At 34.1% G+C, this 21,154-nt stretch carries 11 protein-coding genes and 1 pseudogene; 6 read left to right on the forward strand and 6 right to left on the reverse strand.

Going from position 1 to position 21,154, the window contains the following annotated elements; all coding sequences use genetic code 11:
• Positions 1 to 8: 8 nt before the first annotated feature.
• The 4 genes from HMPREF1253_RS04630 to HMPREF1253_RS04645 are packed head-to-tail and all read right to left on the reverse strand — an operon-like array spanning position 9 to position 3,688.
• Positions 9 to 1,385 (reverse strand): MATE family efflux transporter, encoded by a 1,377-nt coding sequence (locus tag HMPREF1253_RS04630; RefSeq protein ID WP_023055569.1) that lies wholly within the window; start codon positions 1,383 to 1,385, stop codon positions 9 to 11.
• Between the two features lie 2 nt (positions 1,386 to 1,387).
• Positions 1,388 to 2,047 carry a hemolysin III family protein gene (locus tag HMPREF1253_RS04635; RefSeq protein ID WP_023055606.1) on the reverse strand — a complete coding sequence of 220 codons (660 nt, stop codon included), beginning with the start codon at positions 2,045 to 2,047 and terminating at the stop codon, positions 1,388 to 1,390.
• Positions 2,034 to 2,801 carry a type I methionyl aminopeptidase gene (map, locus tag HMPREF1253_RS04640; RefSeq protein ID WP_023055493.1) on the reverse strand — a complete coding sequence of 256 codons (768 nt, stop codon included), beginning with the start codon at positions 2,799 to 2,801 and terminating at the stop codon, positions 2,034 to 2,036. Before map ends, HMPREF1253_RS04635 begins: the two co-directional genes overlap by 14 nt.
• Positions 2,795 to 3,688 carry a lipopolysaccharide assembly protein LapB gene (locus HMPREF1253_RS04645; RefSeq protein WP_036739428.1) on the reverse strand — a complete coding sequence of 298 codons (894 nt, stop codon included), beginning with the start codon at positions 3,686 to 3,688 and terminating at the stop codon, positions 2,795 to 2,797. The genes map and HMPREF1253_RS04645 overlap by 7 nt, the downstream gene beginning before the upstream one ends.
• A gap of 59 nt (positions 3,689 to 3,747) precedes the next feature.
• Here HMPREF1253_RS04645 and HMPREF1253_RS04650 point away from each other — a divergent pair, with 59 nt between their 5' ends.
• The 6 genes from HMPREF1253_RS04650 to HMPREF1253_RS04675 are packed head-to-tail and all read left to right on the forward strand — an operon-like array spanning position 3,748 to position 9,684.
• The gene (locus HMPREF1253_RS04650) at positions 3,748 to 4,656 is read left to right on the forward strand and encodes a TIGR01212 family radical SAM protein (RefSeq protein ID WP_023055481.1); all 909 of its coding nucleotides are present in this window, start codon (positions 3,748 to 3,750) and stop codon (positions 4,654 to 4,656) included.
• Entirely contained in the window at positions 4,653 to 6,158 is a 1,506-nt protein-coding gene (locus tag HMPREF1253_RS04655) for an ABC transporter substrate-binding protein (RefSeq protein ID WP_023055544.1), read from the forward strand. The genes HMPREF1253_RS04650 and HMPREF1253_RS04655 overlap by 4 nt, the downstream gene beginning before the upstream one ends.
• Positions 6,159 to 6,160: 2 nt before the next feature.
• Positions 6,161 to 7,105, forward strand: coding sequence for an ABC transporter permease (locus HMPREF1253_RS04660; RefSeq protein WP_023055504.1), 945 nt, complete (start codon positions 6,161 to 6,163; stop codon positions 7,103 to 7,105).
• Positions 7,105 to 7,917: an ABC transporter permease gene (locus HMPREF1253_RS04665; protein ID WP_023055557.1), complete on the forward strand. Its 813-nt coding sequence runs from the start codon at positions 7,105 to 7,107 to the stop codon at positions 7,915 to 7,917. Before HMPREF1253_RS04660 ends, HMPREF1253_RS04665 begins: the two co-directional genes overlap by 1 nt.
• Positions 7,914 to 8,900: an ABC transporter ATP-binding protein gene (locus HMPREF1253_RS04670; RefSeq protein WP_023055621.1), complete on the forward strand. Its 987-nt coding sequence runs from the start codon at positions 7,914 to 7,916 to the stop codon at positions 8,898 to 8,900. The genes HMPREF1253_RS04665 and HMPREF1253_RS04670 overlap by 4 nt, the downstream gene beginning before the upstream one ends.
• Positions 8,893 to 9,684: an ABC transporter ATP-binding protein gene (locus tag HMPREF1253_RS04675; protein WP_023055529.1), complete on the forward strand. Its 792-nt coding sequence runs from the start codon at positions 8,893 to 8,895 to the stop codon at positions 9,682 to 9,684. Before HMPREF1253_RS04670 ends, HMPREF1253_RS04675 begins: the two co-directional genes overlap by 8 nt.
• A gap of 259 nt (positions 9,685 to 9,943) precedes the next feature.
• Here the strand turns inward: HMPREF1253_RS04675 and HMPREF1253_RS09910 are convergent, their stop codons facing one another.
• Both HMPREF1253_RS09910 and HMPREF1253_RS04685 read right to left on the reverse strand, forming a co-directional pair.
• Positions 9,944 to 19,279, reverse strand: coding sequence for an InlB B-repeat-containing protein (locus tag HMPREF1253_RS09910; RefSeq protein WP_023055613.1), 9,336 nt, complete (start codon positions 19,277 to 19,279; stop codon positions 9,944 to 9,946).
• Between the two features lie 1,517 nt (positions 19,280 to 20,796).
• Positions 20,797 to 21,154, reverse strand: a pseudogene (locus HMPREF1253_RS04685) (elongation factor Tu); the annotation flags it as partial.

Raw genomic sequence — 21,154 nt, forward strand, 5'->3', positions numbered from 1 at the left:
AAGACCTCCTAGTGCTTGCTAACATATTTTTCCATATCGTTTCTAAAACCGTCAGTTTTCTTACATAAATATTTATACCCAATTGTAATAATACTTCCTTTTAAAATTGAAGATAAACTCATTGCCATCCAAATTCCGTTTACTGCAAAAATTGGCATAAAAATTTTTGCAAAGGGTATTCTTAAAACATTTAATATTAATCCGTTATAGGCAGGAAGTCTTGTAAGACCTAAACCATTTAGCATACCAGTAGTTCCTATTTCCATAGTCATAAAAATTTCTGAAGGCCCTATTATTAAAAGATAATACATACCCCATTCAATTAGCTTTTCGTCACCTGGAACAAAAATTTTAAATAATTGCCTTGAAAAAACCATTAAAAATATCGTAGCAAAAAGTCCTATGGAATTTATAATTCTCATGCCGGATTTTCTTGCTTCTTCTATTCTTTCAAATCTTTTAGCTCCATAATTTTGTCCGAAAAAAGTTGTAAAAGCACTGGAAAAACCTTCAGCGCTCATCCAGGATATGCTTTCAATTTGAGATCCTATAGAATAAACTGCTATGGCAACACTTCCGAAACTTGCAGTATATTTATTTAAAATAAGTCCTACAAAAGCATGAACAAGAGCCTGAATAGAAGTAGGCACTCCCAAATTCAATATGCCCTTTATACTTTTTAATTTTACTTCTTTAAAATAATTTACCCTTACAAATAACTCCTTGGCCTTTATTCCCGTTATTATTGAAAGTAAAGTTTGAACTCCCTGAGCTATAACAGTTGCAAGGGCAGCTCCCCTTATGCCCATTTTAGGAAAAATCCAAAATCCAAATATTAATAGAGGGTCTAAAATTATATTTGTAAAAAGAGCAATAATTGCAATTTTAAAAGGGGTTACACTGTTACCCCTTGATAGAAAAGTTACAGATAAAATAGGATTTAAAAATGTAAAAACTAAACCTATTCCTACAATTTTAAAATAGGCCTTTGCCATGACAAATACTTCTTCTTCAAGCCTAAAAAATCCTAAAATGTTATTCATAAAAGTTAAGTATATAAAAATAAGGAGAGCACAAATAGTAAAATTAACTATTACTCCTGCTCTCATTACTTCTTTAAGCATAATCTTATCATTTTTACCATAGGCCTGGGAAAGCCCCACTCCAACCCCTGTCTTTCCTATAAGACAAAGGCCTTGGGCTATCCATATGAAAAATCCTACTGAGCCTACTGCTGCAACAGCTTCCGTTGAAAGTTTTCCAAGCCAAATTAAATCTACAAGCTGATAAGCTATTTGAACAAAGGCAGTGCCCATTAAGGGCATACTCATTTTTATCAAGGTTTTCTTTATGGGACCATCAAGCAAATTATATTCTTTTTTCATTTTTACCATCCTAAACAATAAGTAAAAAGAAGACCCAAATATTGTAAAACTGCCCCTGCTAAAACAAATAAATGCCAAATCCCATGATTAAAGGGAATTTTTTTTATTGCATAAAATATTGAACCTAAAGAGTATGCTAAGCCGCCTAAAACTAAAAATAAAATTAAAGTGTGAGAAGTATTAAAATAAAGGTGCTTAAGTAAAAATAAAGAAAGCCAACCAAAGCAGAGATAAAAGGCTAAGGAAAGTTTTTTGTACTTTTCAAATTTTCCATAAGTAAAGATTTTAAAAAGTATTCCACCTAAGACCAAAGCTCCCACTAAAAAGATTAAAATTATTCTCTCTCTTCCATCAAAAGAAAGCATTATTATTGGCACATAAGTGCCTCCTATAAAAAGGAAAATCGAAGAGTGATCAAATACCCTTAAAATTGATTTAGCCTTTTTATTTTGAATGGTGTGATAGAGGGCTGAAGATAAAAACATGGCAATGAAACATCCTCCATAAATAGAAAGAGAAGACATTTTTAAAGCTCCCTTTCCAAGACTTAAAACAATTAAAAATACAAGACCAACTATACCTGCAACGACTCCAATCCAATGGCTTATTGAATTCATAAGTTCTTCTGCAAAAGAATATTTAATAATTTCACCATTCTTCATTATTATCACCTTGATCAGTTATTATTATTGGACCGTCTTTTGTAATGGCAAGTTGATGCTCATATTGAGCACTCAATGAACCATCTTTAGTCCTTGCAGTCCATCCATTTTTATCAAGGGTAAGCTCATATCCTCCAACATTTATCATAGGTTCAATAGTAAATACCATTCCCTCTTGAATTCTAAGACCCCTTCCCGGTTTACCAAAATGTAAAACTTGAGGATCTTCGTGCATTTCTTTTCCTATCCCATGACCTACAAAATCACGAACAACAGAATAGCCTTTAGACTCTGCATAAGTTTGAATAGCATTACCTATATCTCCCAATCTGTTCCCGATCTTTGCTTCTTTTATTCCAAGATATAGACATTTTTTTGTAACATCCATAAGTTCCTGAGCTTCTTTTGAAATCTCTCCAACCTTATAAGTCCATGCACTATCTGCAAGCCAACCCTTATAATTTACAACCATGTCAATTGTAATAATATCTCCCTCTTTTAAAACATATTCAGAAGGGAAACCATGACAAATTTCATCATTAACCGATGCACAAATAGAATAGGGGAAACCCTCGTAACCCTTTTGCTCAGGGCTTGCATCATGGTCCTTTAAAAATTTTTCAACAAATCTATCCAAATCAATTGTTTTTACTCCAGGCTTAACTTGGTCCCTAAGAGCGTGATGGACAGCTGATAAAATTTTTCCAGCTTCAATCATTTTATTTATTTCTTCTTTTGTTTTTATAATTACCATTTTTCCTCCAATACAAGTTTTTTTAAATCTTTATCTTTTTTTGCCCATAAAAGGGCATCTTTATTTAACTTTATAGCTTCCCTTAAATGTTTCTTAGCATCTTGCCGTCTATTTAAATTTTCAAAAGTACAGGCAAGATTGTAGTGAAGATTTACAGAATTTGGATTTTCGCTTACACCTTCAAGAAGAATATCAGCAGATTTTTCAAAGTCCTTATTTTCAATATAAATTACGGAAATATTTAAGTAAATATCCTGATCGTTAGAATTATCCAAAGCAAGATAATAAGCCTTTAAAGCTTCTTCTTTATTTTTCATCTTTGAGAATACAACCCCCTTGTTATAGAGGGCTCTTCCATAAGAATTTGCAATTTCAAGACTTTTATTTATATAGAAAAGAGCTTTTTCATATTCTTTAGATTCTTCGTAAAAAGCTCCCAAGTCGCTATAAGAAACATAATCGTAAGGATCCAGTTCAATGCATATTTTAAGCTCCCTTATAGCCTCTTCTCTCATGTTTAAACGATCATAATCACAAGCTAAATAATAATGAGCCCTGTCATAAAAATAATCTATTTCTATAGCCTTTTTAAAATTTTCAATAGCGGAATTTAAATCATTTTTATAATCAAAACAAATGGCCTTTCCATAATATGCCCCTGTTTCCTTTTCATTAAGTTTAATGATTTGACAATATATTTCATAAGCCCTTTGGTATTCTGAATCCATAAGACATATATCAGCAACTTCATAAAGGGCGTCTATTTTTTCTTTATCAGTAAGAGCATAACAATATGCCTTTTCAAATGACTTTTGTGCAGAATCGTATTTTCCTTTATACAAAAAATCATTTGCCATTATTAGATAATTATTATACTTGCGGTTCATTTTATCACCAAAACTATTATAACACAGTTAAATTTGTTACAATAGTTGAGGTGAAATATATGAAACGTTATTTATCCTCTGATAATTTTTTTAAAAAAACTTTCGGAAAAAAGACAATTAGACTCTCTCTTTCTTCAGGCCTGTCCTGTCCCAACAGAGATGGAAAGCTTTCCTATGAGGGCTGCATTTTTTGCGGTAAGGCAGGAAGCGGAGAATTCGCTGCAGACAAAAATTTATCCATAAAAAAACAAATTGAAGAACAAATTAAATTTTTAAGCCCAAAATGGAAAACAGATTCTTATATAGCTTATTTTCAAAATTTTACAAATACTTACGCAGATCCCTCTTATCTTAAAAAAATTTTTGACCAGGCTATAGCCTATGATGGAGTTAAAGGTCTTGCTATTGCCACCAGGTGCGACTGCTTAAGTCCAGAAATTATTGAACTTTTAAAAGAATATGATAAAAAAACTTTTTTATTTCTTGAGTTGGGACTTCAATCTGTAAATGAAAATACAATAAATTTTATAAATAGAGGCTATAGTCAAAAATTTTTTGATGAAAAAGTTAATATTCTTAAAAATGAGGGTATAAGGTTTTTAACTCATATAATATTCGGCCTTCCTTACGAAAATAGAGAGGATTTTTTAAACACTGTAAACTATGTTTCAAAGATTCACCCTTTTGGAGTGAAGTTTCATTCTTTCTATATTCAAAAGGATGCAAGAATTTACAAAGAATTTCTTAAAAAACCCTTTCCATTATTGACCAAGGATGAGTATACTGATATTATATGTGACGCTTTGGAGATCTTGCCAAAAGATATTGTGATTCATCGTCTTACAGGTGATCCTAAAAAAGATCTTTTGTTAGCTCCAAAATGGACGTTAGATAAAGCGAAAGTTCTCTCTGGTATTGATCATGAACTTAAAATGAGAGATCTTCCGCTAATTAAGGAGGAAAAATGAAAACAAAAAAATTTTTAGTTGCAGCTCTTGCTTTAAGTTTGTTGACTGCTTGTGGTAACAGTGGAGATAAAAAAACTGCTGCAACTGAAAGTGACACTGTGCGCTTAGCAATGTATACGGAAATTGATTCACTGAGTCCTTTTAAAATGACTGCTGGTGATACTGAAACCGTAATGGACCAAGTTTTTGATGGTCTTTTTGATGCAGATGAAAAAGGAAATTTAGTTCCCGATCTTGCAGAATCTTACACCGTTTCCGATGATGGTACAGTTTACACTTTTAAATTAAAAGAAGGTGTAAAATTTCACAATGGAAAAGATTTTAAGGCTGAAGACGTGGCTTGGACTTATTCCAAACTTGCTGGTTTAGACGGAGAAGATGCTAAAAGCTCAAAATTTGAAATAATTAAATCTGTAAAAGCTATTGACGATTACACTGTTGAAGTTACTTTAAAGGAACGTAAAAATGAATTTATTTATTTAACTTTAAAGCCTATTATGCCTAAAGATTATGATAAGCAAGAAGAAGCACCCGTTGGTACAGGTCCTTTTAAATTTGTTTCTTATAGTCCAGGAGAAAAACTTGTTCTTGAAAGAAACGACGACTATCATAAAAAAGATCACACTCCTAAGTATAAAAACTTAGAAGTTATAAGAATCAAAGATACTCAAACAGTTCTTCTTGCAATAAAATCTGGAGAAATTGACATTGCTCCAAGACTTGCAGCTCAAGATGCAGAACAAATTAAAGACAATGCAAGTTTTATTTCAGGACCTCAAAACCTTGTTCAAACTTTCGGTCTTAATAATAACTATGGCCCTTTAAAAGACATAAGAGTAAGACAGGCTATTAACTATGCTATTGACAGAAATGCTCTAGTAAGTTCCTGTGCAAATGGAAAAGCTACAGTTTTGTATTCAAATTTCAGTCCCGCTCTTAAAGAATACTTTGCAGATTTAGGCGAATTTTATCCTCACGACATTGAGAAGGCAAAGGCTCTTTTGAAAGAAGCAGGCTTTGAAAAAGGTTTTGATTTAACTGTTACAGTTCCTTCAGATTACAAATACCACATGGATACTGCAGAAGTTTTGGAATCTCAATTAAAAGAAGTGGGAATAAATTTATCTATTGAACCCATTGAATTTTCAACTTGGCTTTCAAAAGTTTATACAGATAGAGATTTCCAATCAACTATTGTAGGTTTTATAGGCTATCTTGATCCCAACCAAATTTTAGGAAGATACACAAGTGACAACAAGAGAGACTATATTAACTACAAAAATCCTAAATTTGATGAAGCTATGAAAAAAGCTTCTTCTTCAGCAAGTAAAGAAGAACAAATCTCTTACTATAAAGAAGCACAAAAACTTCTTGCAGAAGATGCAGCCTCAGCATTTTTAGTTGATCCAGACACTATAACCGCTATGAGAAATGGAGTTGAAGGATTAAAGTTATATCCTATACAAAAATTAAATCTTGAGGATGTTACTTTTACCAAATAACTATGAAAGCTTTATTAAGTAAATTATTATCAGTCATACTCACCTTAATTTTGGTGAGTATGATGATATTTTTGGTTTTTCAAATTTTGCCGGGTAATCCCGCTCAAATAATCCTTGGCTCAGAAGCCGATGAAAAACAAGTTAAACAATTGGAAACGGAACTTGGAATTGATAAGCCCATGCCCGAAAGATATTTAAATTGGATGAAAGATCTTTTAAAGGGTGACATGGGAAAAAGTTTAAAATATAACGTAAATGTAAAAGACTTATTTATGGACAGGCTTCCTGTCACTCTTTTTTTAACTTCTTATTCTTTAATTCTTACTGTTTTAATAGGCATACCCCTTGGAATTTGGATTGCTTCAAAAGATGACAAATGGTATTCCACAATAATTGCAGGGATCACTCAACTTGGTATCTCCATACCCTCTTTTTGGCTTGCCTTTATTTTAATCTTAATTTTTTCCGTAAAGCTCAACATTTTTCCAACCTTCGGCTACAACGTTATGTCAGGAAACTTGTTGGATAAGCTCTACAAATTTTTTATACCTGCTTTTGCAATTTCCCTTTCAAACATTGCAACAATAGTAAGGTATTTACGTACGGCAATCTTAGACCAAATAAGAAAAAATTATGTAAGAACGGCAAGAGTAAAAGGTCTTGATATAAACAAAATCCTATACAGACATGTCCTTAGAAATGCACTTATACCTGTAATAACTATACTGGGAATTATACTTACATCAAGTATAGGGGGAAGTATTATTATTGAAAATGTCTTTGCCCTTCCGGGAATAGGCTCTCTTATTGTACAAAGTGTATCAAGTAGAGATTTTCCCCTTATTCAATCGGTTGTAGTAGTAATTGCGGCTATGGTTATTTTTATTAATTTTATAATAGACATCTGTTATAGAATAATTGACCCGAGAATAAGAGGTGGTGAATAATGAGAGTTAGAACAGTTTCCATGAAAATCGGAAAAATAATCATCTTTTTATTTCTTTTGATTTTTATTGTAAGTTTTTTTTGGACTCCCTATGATCCAAACCTTATGAACGAATCTATAAAATTTCAAGCTCCATCAGCAGCCCATTTATTTGGAACGGACAACTTTGGTCGAGATATACTCTCTCGCCTTATGGTAGGCTCTCAGACGGCCTTTATTCTATCAATTGGTAGTGTTGGTCTTGCCTTTGGTTTAGGCCTTATTATAGGGGGGCTGGCAGGCTATAGAGGAGGTCTTGTTGATGAAGTCTTTATGCGTATTATAGATGCCCTTATGGCATTTCCCGGAGTTTTATTTGCCATTATGCTTGTATCTGTTTTCGGACCGGGAATAAAAAATACAATACTTGCCCTGGGAGTTATGGGCGTTCCCTATTTCTCAAGGGTAACAAGATCAGGATTTTTGCAAGTGAAAAAAAATGACTTTGTAAGAAGTGCCCTTACAAAAGGTGCTGGAGGTCTACACATTGCAATTCACCATATTATTCCAAATATAAAAAATCAACTTATTGTAGCCATCACCCTCTCCATATCCACAACTATTCTTTCTGAGGCTGGTCTTTCCTATTTGGGCTTAGGCGTAAGACCTCCAAGACCAAGTTGGGGAAGAATGTTAAAAGAAGCCCAAGGATATTTTGTAAATGCACCCTGGTACTTTTTTTCAACAGGTATTGTCCTTTCCCTTATGGTGTTTGGCTTTACCCTATACGGTGACGGTTTAAGAGATAGACGTGTAAAGGAAACAGGACGATGAAAAAATTACTTGAAGTAAATGATTTAACTGTAAGCTTTAGCTTTAATGGTCAAAGAAAAAATGCCGTAAATCACATAAGCTTTGATATATTTGAAAGAGATTTCGTAGGCCTTGTAGGAGAATCAGGCTGCGGAAAAAGTGTGTGTGCTCAAACAATACTGGGAATTGAAAATCCCAATGCAAATGTAGAATCTGGGTCTGTAAAATTGGTAGGAAAAGAAATGATCCACCTAAAAGAAAAAGAATGGATAAAATTCAGAGGAAGAAATATTTCCATGGTTTTTCAAGAACCTATGAGCGCCCTTAACCCTCTTATGAAAGTGGGCAAGCAAATAGAAGAAGTGCTTAAAATACACTATAACTTTCCCAAGGAAAAAAATAGGCATTTAGTTCTTGAAACCATGAAAAAATGTGGACTTAAAGACGTAGAAAATTTATATGAAAGGTATCCCTATGAACTGTCAGGAGGAATGCAGCAAAGAATAGTAATATGTCTTGCCCTTATTGCAAACCCCAGAGTTTTAATAGCGGACGAACCTACCACCGCCCTTGACGCCACTATTCAAATGCAAATTCTATCTCTTTTCAGAGAAATTGAAACAATTTATGACGGAGGCATACTCTTTATAACTCATGACCTTACCCTTGTAAGTAGAATATGTAAGAGAATAATAGTTATGTATGCAGGTTGTATTGTTGAAGAAGGTCCCTCCGATGAACTTGTAGAAAATCCCAAACATCCCTACACTGTGGGACTTTTAAAAGCAATACCCTCCTATAAAAAACGTGGAGAAAAACTTTACAACATACCTGGTCATGTTCCGCCCCTTAAAATTCGTTCAAACCAAGGCTGTCCCTTTTTTGACAGATGCCAATACACAAAAGAAATTTGTAAAAAAACCTTTCCCTCAGGAAAAATGATTGAAAACAGGCTCGTTTACTGCCATCTTTACGATGATTCAGGTGATCTTAAAAATGAATGATATTTTAAAAATAGAAAATGTATCTAAAAAATTTTATACAAAGCAAAAAAAACTTTTTGCCCCTAAAAAAGAATTCACCGCCCTTGATAATGTGAGCTTTTCAGTAAAACAAGGAGAAATTTTCGGCCTCGTAGGAGAATCAGGAAGCGGCAAATCAACCCTGGGAAAAATTATTTTAAAACTTTTAAAACCCACTGAAGGAAAAGTTTTTTATAAAGACATGGATATTTCCAAATTTACAAAAGATCAGCTTAACGACTATAGAAAACAAGTGCAAATGGTCTTTCAAGACCCCTACTCCTCATTAAATCCTCATAAAAAAATTGGCTGGTCCCTAATGGAAATAATGATGATCCAAAAAGTTGGCACAAAAGAAGAAAGACTTAAAAGAGCAAAAGATATTTTAAACGATGTAGAAATGACTGAAGATGTCCTTGAACAATTTCCCAGTGAACTTTCAGGAGGTCAAAGGCAAAGAATAAGCATAGCCTCTGCCCTAATAATAAATCCACAACTTGTAATAATAGACGAAGGAGTCTCAGCCCTTGATGTTTCCATTCAAGCGCAAATTTTAAATCTTTTAAACGAATTGCAAGAAAAATATAACTTTACATCAATTTTTATTTCCCACGATTTAAATGTTATAGAATATCTTTGCGACAGGATTGCAGTCCTTCACAACGGAGTCCTTCAAGAAGTGTTTAAGGCTGAAGACCTCTACCAAGAAGGCAGAAAAGAATATACTAAAAAATTATTTAAAAGCGTAAAAGAAAAACTTAGATAAATAAGTTTTAAAATTTAGTGAAAAAATAAAATCAAAAAAATAATTTACCCTAGAGAGCATAAGCTCTCTATTTTTTTTATAAAATCAGACCAATTTTTGCAAAAATCACTTGATTTTATAAATTTAAAAAAGTTTTAGAGCCATATTTTTTGTAAAATCAGACCAATTTGACAAGCTTTGATAAATTTTACAAATTTAAAAAACAAAAAAAAAGAGAGACTTAATATTAAGTCTCTCTAAAATTTAAGATAACTATAACCTATCTTAGAGTCCTTTGAAATTTGCTTTGAAGAATTTCAAGTCCATCAATATTAACATTGAAAGTTACCTTATCATCCTTGATTCCATGAGCTCTGTAGTTTTTCTTGTCATGGATAAATGTGTTGCTTGCACAAAGAATATCTTGGTAAGCCCACATTGAAGGATTGATGTCCTTATAGTTAATAAGATTCTTATCATTTCTACTTATATAAACTCTATCGCAAACTCTGTTAAAAGCCCTATTACTTACAGCGGCAACTTCTTGTCTCGGAATGAACTCGTCAGCCTTAAAGTTTGCAAGACCGTCAGTATAGATCTTTAACCAACCTTCTTTATAAGCTCCCTCAATTTCTGCTAAAGCCCAATGGTCATTTCTCAAATTCATGTGATTTCCATTAACCTTGTCAATATTTTGGAATCTTCTTAAAGTTGCAATCCATTCAGCCCTTGTTATCTTGTCATAAGGTCTGAAGTAACCGTCGCTATATCCCATAAATACATTAGCTTGAGTGGTTATCTTAACAGCTTCGGTGTACCATTCATTTCCAATATCCTTATAATTTATCTTATAAGACAAATCATACTTATATCCGTCTTCCTTTAAAGCATTGGCAAGAATTTGAGCAGCTTCACATCTTCTTAGACCGTCCTTAGGTCTGAAATATCCTTGGAAGCCTTGCATATATCTTACTTCTTTAAAGAAATTGATTTTTGTAGGAACTTCAACAATCTTTTCCTTGTAGATGGTTTCATATCTTACTCCGCCACCAGACCAAATTGGTGGTTGCGGTTCTGGTTGTGGTTCATATTTTGCTTGTACAAATACGGTAAAACCTACAACATCTGTTTTGCCATCATCATAAGTTATTTCTACTGTTGCATCTGTAATGCCTGGTTTATCTACATTAGGTTGTTTGATAACTTTAATACCTTGAATTGTCTTTCCTTGAGGAACAGTAATTCTATCTTTATAATCTTCAGGTCTTGGATAAACTCCAACATCTGTCATTATAAGACCTGTACCCGGTGCCCTGTCGAAGTCTGCTACAATTATTGTTTCAGGTTGAGTAAACTTATAATCTTCTCCATTATATTCAGGTCTTGTTCCTTCTTCAATGTGCCATGCAATAAATTTTGCTCCATTTTGCGGATTTATAGCTGGTAAAGGAATTCCAATTTCCACTTCAGGATTTACATAGTAAATCCTTATTTGAGGATCGGCATTTAAAACTGTTGGATTAACTATTACTCTTACATAATTTGCCGGTGTTTCTGAAGTCCTTCCTCCGTCAGTATCTGCCGGATAGATATTAGGATTAACTTTAACAGGAACTTTTATAGTTTTTGTAGTTCCGTTTTTAAATTCTATTGTAACTTCAGCTTCACTCATTCCTGGTGTACTTACATCAGGCTTCTTTGTAATTTCAAATTTTGAAACATTGTTTTTAAAAGTTATTTCATCTTGTCCCAGTTGCATTTTTATAGCATTTTCATAATCTGAAGGTTCTGGTTGTCTTCCTGCATAGGTTTCAACAACTTTTGCATCAATTGTAGGTTCTGGTACCTTGCTTTCATATTTTGCCGTAATTATAGTTTCATCTTGGCTGAATGAATCAGTTAAAGGACTTGTCCAGCCCGTAAATACCCATTTTACTTCCTTACCAGAAGCATCTGTAACAGGATTTCCATGTTCATCTTTTACAACATCACCTGTTGGCGGATTAACTGGTATAGTTACTTGAGTATCTTTCTTAACCCAGAATGTTCTTTCAAATTTTGTAGCATCAGTTGCTTTTTCAATGTCATTTTCTGTTGTCTTTACAATAACTTTTACGAAGTCTTCTGGTACATCTGGTTTTTTATTTGGATCTGTTTGTTCAACTACATTTGATACATATTGAGCAACAAGAGTTATATCTTTTTCTACTTTTGACGTAGTTGGATCGAAGTCTTTTCCATCAACTTTCCAACCTGTGAAAGTATAATTTACTTTTTCTGGATTTGCTACTGCTCCAATTGTTTCATTATGCTTTATTTTCTTTGGTCCTATATAGGTACCACCATCTGTATTGAAATCTACATTGTGATAATCAGTTTCCCATACAGCTATTGCTTTTGTGTTTCCATTGATGGTAAATTTTGCACCTGGAGCATATTCTGTGCTATCTATATTCCATCCTTTTAAAACATAATTATCTTTTTTAAGATCATTTCCACCAGCTAAAGTGACAACCGTTCCAATGTCATAGGTTAATGCTGCTGGAACTGTTCCAGAAGTTTTATCATCAGCCACATAAGTTAAAGTTACTTTAGATAGTTTGAATAGCGCAATATATGTCTTATCGCTTTTAACAGGATTTGTTTGGTCAATCTCTGTAAACCATTTGTCAAACATATAATTTGTATTAGCATTAGTTTCAGGAATTGCTAGTTCAGTTGAACCTACTTTGATATTTTTATTAGGATTTACATAGTAAGTCTTGTTGCCACCAACAATTTGACCATTTTCTCCCGCTATAAATTCAACTTTCACATATCCTGGGTGATTTGTTGTATCAACAGATTTCAATTCTTTGAACTTATATTTAAAGGTTGCATTTTCTTTAAAAGTATCATTTAATTTTTTACTATTGTCATTTGACCAGCTTCCACCTATTTCTGTATAACCTAAATTAGGATTCTTGAAAATAGCATCTGCTTTAGATGTTAAGTCAACAGCTTTATCTGGATTTACATAGTAAGATGTCGTACCTATAAGCTTACCATTACCGTCACTTACAAATTCTACCTTTACATAACCATTAGGTTTAATTTTGTCACCTTCAATGATATCTTCTAAAGATTTGTATTCAGCCTTTATTGTATAAGTTTCTGAATTTGCAGGTAAGTTAACTGTTAATGAGTGATTCCAATTATTAAACTCATATCCTGTATTTGGATTTACTCTAGGTGCTGGCACTGTAACATCAACATCTGGTTTAACCCAGTAAGCTTGTGTTCCAGATAATTCGCCATGGTCTCCTTTATCAAATACAACTTTTACAAATCCTTGGACTTCTGTAACGCTAATATTATCCTTGTCGTAATATTGTGCTGTAATTCTGTCCTTATCTTTGAAAAATGTTTCTTTTTTCAAGTTTACATCCCAACGAGCAAATACATTGTTAGTTTTTGGTGTAATCTTTGGTTCATAACCATCTAAGATAACTGGTTTATTTGGATTTACATATACAATTTTTTCTGTATTAGTTGTTCCTTCAATAACTCCCTTAGTGGTTGTATCAAAGATAACTTGTACATATCCTGGAATTGGTGTTTCAGAAACAGAAGGAAGTTCCTTATATGTTGCTGTAACAGTTTTGTTTTCTTTTATTTGGAAAGTATTTTCTGTATCCCAGCCAGTAATCTTATATCCTGTGTCAGCTGTTACTGTTGGTTTTGTTATATCAGCTAAAGTTTTAGCTGGGTCAGCCTTTGGATTTACATAGTAAACTGTTTGACCTTCTATAGTTTTTCCGCCATTACCTTTTTCAAAGGTTAAGGTTACATAGCCATCTGGTTTAGCATTTGGCTTTCCTTGATCATCAGTTGCTGGAATTATATCATCAAGTTTATTGAAAGTTCCTTCAATAGTTGTTGGTTTTGTATATTTTTTTCCTACCGTTGGATCTGGTGACCAGGAAGCAAATTCATAACCTACATCAGCACTTGTTACAGGTGCATCTAGCGTTACATCCCTATTTGGATCAACGTAGTAAGTCCTAGTTTGTCCATCTAATATGGAACCACCTTGGCCTTTAATTACGAAGTCAACCCTTACATAGCCAGGTTTTTCTACCAATGACACTGCACCTATTTGAGTAAATGTGGCTGTAATTGTTGTGTCTTTCGTGTAATTTGTCTTTTGTGTAGAATTTTGTGACCATGATGCAAATTCATATCCAGTGTCTCCAATTGTTTTTGGTGGATTAAATGCAACATATTTTGTTGGGTTTACATAGTACTTTAGAACTCCATCAAGCTTGCCATGATCTACTGCTTCAAAAGTAACTGTTACATAGCCTTTTGGCGGATTTCCATCTGCGGGTATAAATGGGTCGAGTTCTTTAGATTCTGCTTTTACAACTATATCTGTGTCTTTAATTTCAGTTGTGTCGTCCTTATCCCATTTAACAAATTTATAACCAGTTTCAGCCTTTACTCCTGGTTTTGCAAGGTCAGTATTGCCAAGTTTTATCCCTGCATTCTTCTTTACATAGTAGTGTTTTACATTCTCTAACTCTAATCCTTTTTCTGCTACAAATGTTACCCTTACATATCCATCAGGTCTTGTTGTTGGATCTGTAACAGGATCATAAGGGATAATATTTTGTACTTCAGTATACTCTGCTGTAATAGTTGTATCTTTTGTAAATTTTCCCTTTATTCCACTTGTCCAAGTTCTTTCAGGATTTTCATTTGATTTCCAATCTTTGAAAGTGTAAGCCTTAGCTTGTTCTGTTTGTGTCTTTTCAATAGTCTTTCCTATTGGATTTGTAACTGGTATTGTTACTTCCTTATTAGGATTAACCCAGAATGTTTTTGTAAATTCACTTGTAGCCTTGTCTGTTGTCTTAACGATAACTTCTACATAGTCCTTTGGTACAGGTGGTTTTGTGTTTGGATCTGTTTGCTCAACTAGATCTTTTGTAAATCCTGGTTTGATGGTTGTTTCTTTATCAGTAAAATTATGACGCTTGTTAAAGTCAAATACACCATTTTCATTTTGCCCAGGCTTATCTGCTGACCAATGAGTGAAACCTAAGTTAGCTTTTTCTTCATCTGTCAATTTAATTTCAGGAATTTCTACCCAAGCCTTTGGATTTACATAATAAACTTTGCTGTCTTTATTACCTGGTTCTCCTGTTGGATTTACTGTAACTTTTACATAGTTTCCAGTTATATCTTTTAAATCTCCCTTTTCAGCTTCAGATAGGAATAATGGTTTTTCTCCTGTTGTTAAAGCTTCATAGACATTTTTGTAAACTGTAATTGGGATAGTTAGCTCTTGAGGAGTCTTTCCATCCTTAAATGTGACTTTAGCCTTAACATTTACTGTGCGAACAAGTTGTTCTTTGTCGGCTTTGTTCTTTTCGTTGACTAAAGCATATACTTGATCGTCTGTTGTTAATTCATTGCCTTCTTCATCAAATAATTGTATTGTAGTACCTTTTGGAAGATCTTTGACTTGGTCTTTTTCTTTCCATACTAATTGTGCTTTTAATTGATCAATAGTTGGAGCAAAGTTATTTGTCCAAGTGCCCTTCGGATCTGTAAAGGCTTCTGTTCTTACTAAGCCTGTTGCACTTAGTCCTGACCATTCGAACTTCGCAGTAAATACATAGAAGTCTTTTGTATCATTATCAACTATTGTATTTTTGTTTAATAGTGGCTTTTCATCCCATTTGATAAATTTCTTGCCAGTATCTGGTGTGATATAGTACTTGTCAACTTCTTTTTTGTCATCTTCTGTAGGATCTCCTGGTACTGGTAGCAAGTCTGATTTTAGTCCCTTTATTACATCGTAATTAAGTTCTGTAATATCTTTGCCATTTTTATCTTTACCAAAGGATCCGCCTTTTTCTGCCTTGAAAGTTACTCTGACATAGCCTTCTGGTGGGTCTGGAATTTTTTCTCCTTCTTTTGGAGTTGGTATTTCAATTACTCTTACGTCCTTATAATAGAAAGTAATTTCATCTTTACCTGTGCCGTTGATACCTTTAAATGCATTTGTATCTTCATCTACATCGAAGAATAGTTGTTGTTGTGGTTTTTCATCTTTGGCTAAAACCCAACCAGGTATTGGCCTATAGTTTCTTGCGTCAAAGTGACGGTTACCATTTTCAACAAGTTCTTGGTCTATAATAGCTCCATCTTTTTCGTTTTCTTTGCCTTTAAATCTTTCATCTATATAGTTAACCTTGTATTGACGGGTTCTAAATTTTTTGTAGAAGAATTTAAATACATTGTCTTCTACTTTAGGATTTGGAATTAATTTTCCACTGCCATTATCAATTTTTTCTGGCTCTACCTTGAATGTTTGGAAGAAGGAGTTGTTTAAGCCAACTCGGTTATTATATTCATTGTAGATGCTATAAACATCTGAGTTCTCTTTATGGGCTTCAAGCTCTTCATGTTGAACAAGTGTCCATTTATCATCTTGCTTGTCACCTGTTGTAGCAACTAGGTAGCCCGCTCTCTTGTCTGCAAGTGTAACTTTTTTAGGGTTTGGACTTACGCTTGTATCTATGTTAAAGTCCTTATCCAAGAAACAATGTTCTACTTTTACATTCACTCTGTTGTTTGGAGTCCAAATTGCCTTTAGATAGATAGGTGCTACAACATCGTTGCCAAAGGAATATAGTTCTGGAACTTTATATGTGTCTCTATAACTTGTGTCTATTTCGTCTGTATAGTCGCCTTTTTGATTCTTCTTATATCTAATTACTTCCCAGCCCATAAAGTCGTAGCCCTTTCTTGTAGGCTTCTTAGGTTCTACAAGCTTCTGTCTTTGAATAACTGTAAAGATTTGTTTATCGCCATCATTGGCTTCTTTTTTCGCATAGGTATTTATCTTTTCTTGACCAATGTCGCCTTCTTGGATTTTCTTGCGACTTTTAGTTAAATCTTCCTCCTTAATATTTCTTAAATTTCCACCGTTTGGATCAAAAGTTACCTTCCATTTATAATCCGGTTCGCCCCACTTAGCATATAGGTTTACTGGGTGGTTAGGCATGATTTCGCCTGGGTTCTCCCAAATAAGCTTAGTGCCTGCAGGGTCTAGTGCCCAGCCCTTAAAGACCATTTGGTTTGAAAGGTTGTCGGGACGCCTAACTTTTAATTTGTTATTGTCATTTGGGTCCTTAAAGACAAGGTCTGTAAGTTTTAATTTTAGTAAATTTTCTGGATTATCCAATAAGTTGGCTGGATTATCCTTAAAGTATTCTCTATCTGCTTTTGGTGTTTTATTATCAACTAAGTCGGGGCTTAGAACCTTTAGTGGAAATTCATAGAAGGTATCTAATGAGTTGGTTTTTCCAAACTCATTATCACCCTTAATCTTTGATGGGTCGTAGTTAAATCTTAGTGGGTACTTATTACGCTCGTATTCAAATTTAAGGTAGCCATTTGTGCCAAATCCGTCCCAGCCGTCAGGGTCGCCCCATTCATCGCCATTATTAAAGAAGGCCTTAATAAATGGCATCTTACCTAAAGGGCGTTCTCCATAAATGTCTGTATTTGTCTTAGCAGGGAATGGAGTTACATCTTTACGCTCATCGTTTTTAGCATCTATGCCATCTGAATCAAGATATTCCGGTGTTTCATTACCTCTCTTGCCAGTAAAGCCTTGAACCCTGGGGTATACAGGCGCATAAGTGTCAGAATTGGTATCTGCCTTATACCTGTATAGGTCGTAGCGGATAATTGTTTCGTCATTCTTAAAGCCATCCATCCAAAAGTCCATGTGGTGAGGCATAGAGTCTACGTCCTGCTTTATGCCAAAGGAAAGAATTTTATAATCGTACCACTTTAAATCTATCCTCGATCCATCACCCTTATCTATATTTTTCGTATAGCCGCCCCATTTATCGTAATTTTTTGGCAAGTCTAAGAATTGGTCGGCATTTAATCTATAAGGAGGTGTGTCCAAGTGAAACGGCCAATTTGGACTATTATAGTTTGATCCCCAGCCAAAGGATTGCATGTCTTTGCTAAAGCCTTTGGTTTGCATGGCATCGTTTGGCCAGTCTAACATTAGCTGGTTGAACCTTGCCTTGTAATGGTAAGGATTGCCAGGGCCGCCCTTCTTCACTAACTTGCCTTGACCATCATATCCCCAAATTTCAGGGTAGAAAGTATTTTCTTTAGGTAGGGCATTCGACTTAGTGAAGTAGAGCTCGTATTCTTGTCTGTCGTAGTAGATATTGTAGACAGTCTTACCTGTTGAATCAACAGGCTTAACTAGGTTTGCATTATCAGGGTCCTTGTTTTGCTCATGAGTTAGTTTTTGGTTATATACATAGAATTTATTTAGATAAAGATCTTTTCCACGATTAAATCTATCGCCCTTCCATATCTTGGCTAGACGATCTGGGTCTAAGTCTGGGAAGACTATGTCTTTTACAGGTTCATTATCTATGTCTGGTCTTGAGCCTGTCATTTGATCCTTATAGACACGAGTACCTATATAGTCATACTCACCTGCATGGTCTGCCTTTTCTGCCCAAAATTGGACAGCGTAGCCTGCCTTGTCCTTGTCCTTCCACACAGCTGTGAAAGTAAGATTATTTGCTGGCATAAGCAAATTAGCAGCAAGATTTTTGATAGCTTGACCGGTTCCAACTTTAATTATTTCATTTGCATTATATGTTTTTCCATCCTTTGTACTTAAATCAACCGATGGCTTCCAGCCTTGGAATTCGCCGCCGACTTTTGTAGGAATATCTGCATCGGCAATTTTAGGAATCACTTGTCCATAATAAAGTGTACGAGCCGGAAGGGCTGTGCCACCTGCAGTGTCAAATGTCACATCGTAATGGGCACGGTTGTAACGGTATTCCAATATAAAGTTCGTGGCATTTTCTGGAACTTGCATTGTGATAGATTCAGCTTCTGGAACAAAGCCTTTTCTATTTGGATGACCTTCAGTTAAAGGACTGACTTCCATGGTAGACCCAGTATTACCTTGTTGGGTGGTAATAAGCTCTCCTTCTTCTCCAACGCTTCCGTTCGGATTTGTATACTTAGTAAAATCTTCTAAGTCTTGGAAGACGTGTTTGATTTTAATGCTATTACTTTTAGCAGCGTATTTAAACTCTTGCTCGGCACTGTATCTGTCACCATTAATTTTGTCCTCAGATTTAATGCCTGCTTTTGCCTTATTCACAATTGTGTCATAGTCAATTGTAAAATTATCTTGCGGCTCGTCATAACCAGCAAGTTTTGGCATGTCAATAGTCTTATTGACCTTATCTTTTTCTGCTTGTGTTGCATCTGCACCTACACTTGCGATATAAGGCTGGTAGCTTATATCGTACTTTTCACCCTTTTGGGTTTTAAAGTCTGTGTGCAGGGTGTAGATGTCCGGCTGAACCGGATTTTTTATAAAATCTGTCGCACTTTGTCCACTGTCCAGTTTTACCGGATTTATGGGTATTTTTTCATTGTTGATGAATTTTGCCTTGCTCTCTGATAGGTCATCATGGTTAACTGAAGCAAAAACCTCCAAAGGACCTGATAATAACATGGTTAAAATTAACATCCAAACACATAATTTTTTAAAGCAATCTCTCATATTTTTTTCTCCTTACCCCACTTTACTGTTTTATTTCAAGTTTTAAGTCTTCATTTTTTAATTACTAAGTTTATACTCTATAAATTTGGTAAAATTTACATAAGACCGTTAATTTTCATACTTCATTATACCATAATAAGTTTGCAAAATCAGCTTAAATAATAATTTAGAGCCCTTTCTATTATTATATTTTTTTAATTATTATTTATATTTATTCTATTTTTATTTTTTATTTTATTTATTTCGACTCAGCCTCCGGACCAATAAATTGGTCCCTACATTGGGTTGTGTTTTCAATTGAAATTTTATTTGTATTTACATTTTTTCATTTTTTGTTTTATTTCACTCGCCTTGCGGCGCTATTTACTGCTACCGGTCCGTGTGTGCAGGGTGAGAGAAAAAACTCCACATTTTTTATAAAATTTATTTTTCATTTTTGTTTTGTTTCTATTTTTTCAATTCATCTTTTTCTATATCAATTTTTTTGTTTTATTTCACTCGCCTTACGCCGCCGGACCAATAAATTGGTCCCTAGATTGGGTTGTGTTTTCAATTGAAATTTTATTTGTATTTATTCTATTTTTATTTTTTATTTTATTTATTTCGGCTTCGCCGCCGGACCAATAAATTGGTCCCTACATTGGGTTGTGTTTTCAATTGAAATTTTATTTGTATTTACATTTTTTCATTTTTTGTTTTATTTCACTCGCCTTGCGGCGCCGGACCAATAAATTGGTCCCTACATTGGGTTGTGTTTTCAATTGAAATTTTATTTGTATTTACATTTTTTCATTTTTTGTTTTATTTCACTCGCCTTGCGGCGCTATTTACTGCTACCGGTCCGTGTGTGCAGGGTGGGAGAAAAAACTCCGCATTTTTTATAAAATTTATTTTTCATTTTTGTTTTGTTTCTATTTTTTCAATTCATCTTTTTCTATATCAATTTTTTTGTTTTATTTCACTCGCCTTACGCCGCCGGACCAATAAATTGGTCCCTACATTGGGTTGTGTTTTCAATTAAAATTTTATTTGTATTTACATTTTTTCATTTTTTGTTTTATTTCACTCGCCTTGCGGCGCCGGACCAATAAATTGGTCCCTACATTTGGTTGTGTTTTCAATTGAAATTTTAGTGAACTGTAGGGACCGGTTTACCGGTCCGTGTGTGCAGGGTGGGAGAAAAAACTCCGCATTTTTTATAAAATTTATTTTTCATTTTTGTTTTGTTTCTATTTTTTCAATTCATCTTTTTCTATATCAATTTTTTTGTTTTATTTCACTCGCCTTACGGCGCCGGACCAATAAATTGGTCCCTACATTGGGTTGTGTTTTCAATTGAAATTTTATTTGTATTTACATTTTTCATTTTTTGTTTTATTTCACTCGCCTTAGACCGCCGGACCAATAAATTGGTCCCTAGATTGGGTTGTGTTTTCAATTAAAATTTTATTTGTATTTACATTTTTTATTTTTGCAATAAAAAAAGCTCTCATAAAATGAGAGCTTTTATTTTATTTTTAGTCTAATAATTTTGATACAACGCCTGATGCTACTGTTCTTCCACCTTCTCTTATGGCGAATCTTAATCCTTCATCCATTGCGATTGGTGTTATTAGTTCTACTGTGAATGTTGCGTTGTCTCCTGGCATTACCATTTCTACTCCTTCTGGTAGTTCAATGTTGCCTGTTACGTCTGTTGTTCTGAAGTAGAATTGTGGTCTGTATCCGTTAAAGAATGGGGTGTGTCTTCCGCCTTCTTCTTTTGTTAGTACGTATACTTCTCCTTGGAATTTCTTGTGAGGATGTATTGTGCCTGGTTTTGCTAATACTTGGCCTCTTTCGATTTCGTTTCTTTGTACTCCTCTTAGTAATAGT

The sequence above is a fragment of the Peptoniphilus sp. BV3C26 genome, from assembly GCF_000478985.1.
Lineage (GTDB): Bacteria > Bacillota > Clostridia > Tissierellales > Peptoniphilaceae > Peptoniphilus_B > Peptoniphilus_B koenoeneniae.

What these genes read in the sequence shown, in the direction of transcription:
- HMPREF1253_RS04630 (WP_023055569.1), bottom strand. Translation starts at nt 1,385, where the DNA reads ATGAAAAAAGAATATAATTTGCTTGATGGTCCCATAAAGAAAACCTTG.
- HMPREF1253_RS04635 (WP_023055606.1), bottom strand. Translation starts at nt 2,047, where the DNA reads ATGAAGAATGGTGAAATTATTAAATATTCTTTTGCAGAAGAACTTATG.
- map (WP_023055493.1), bottom strand. Translation starts at nt 2,801, where the DNA reads ATGGTAATTATAAAAACAAAAGAAGAAATAAATAAAATGATTGAAGCT.
- HMPREF1253_RS04645 (WP_036739428.1), bottom strand. Translation starts at nt 3,688, where the DNA reads ATGAACCGCAAGTATAATAATTATCTAATAATGGCAAATGATTTTTTG.
- HMPREF1253_RS04650 (WP_023055481.1), top strand. Translation starts at nt 3,748, where the DNA reads ATGAAACGTTATTTATCCTCTGATAATTTTTTTAAAAAAACTTTCGGA.
- HMPREF1253_RS04655 (WP_023055544.1), top strand. Translation starts at nt 4,653, where the DNA reads ATGAAAACAAAAAAATTTTTAGTTGCAGCTCTTGCTTTAAGTTTGTTG.
- HMPREF1253_RS04660 (WP_023055504.1), top strand. Translation starts at nt 6,161, where the DNA reads ATGAAAGCTTTATTAAGTAAATTATTATCAGTCATACTCACCTTAATT.
- HMPREF1253_RS04665 (WP_023055557.1), top strand. Translation starts at nt 7,105, where the DNA reads ATGAGAGTTAGAACAGTTTCCATGAAAATCGGAAAAATAATCATCTTT.
- HMPREF1253_RS04670 (WP_023055621.1), top strand. Translation starts at nt 7,914, where the DNA reads ATGAAAAAATTACTTGAAGTAAATGATTTAACTGTAAGCTTTAGCTTT.
- HMPREF1253_RS04675 (WP_023055529.1), top strand. Translation starts at nt 8,893, where the DNA reads ATGAATGATATTTTAAAAATAGAAAATGTATCTAAAAAATTTTATACA.
- HMPREF1253_RS09910 (WP_023055613.1), bottom strand. Translation starts at nt 19,279, where the DNA reads ATGAGAGATTGCTTTAAAAAATTATGTGTTTGGATGTTAATTTTAACC.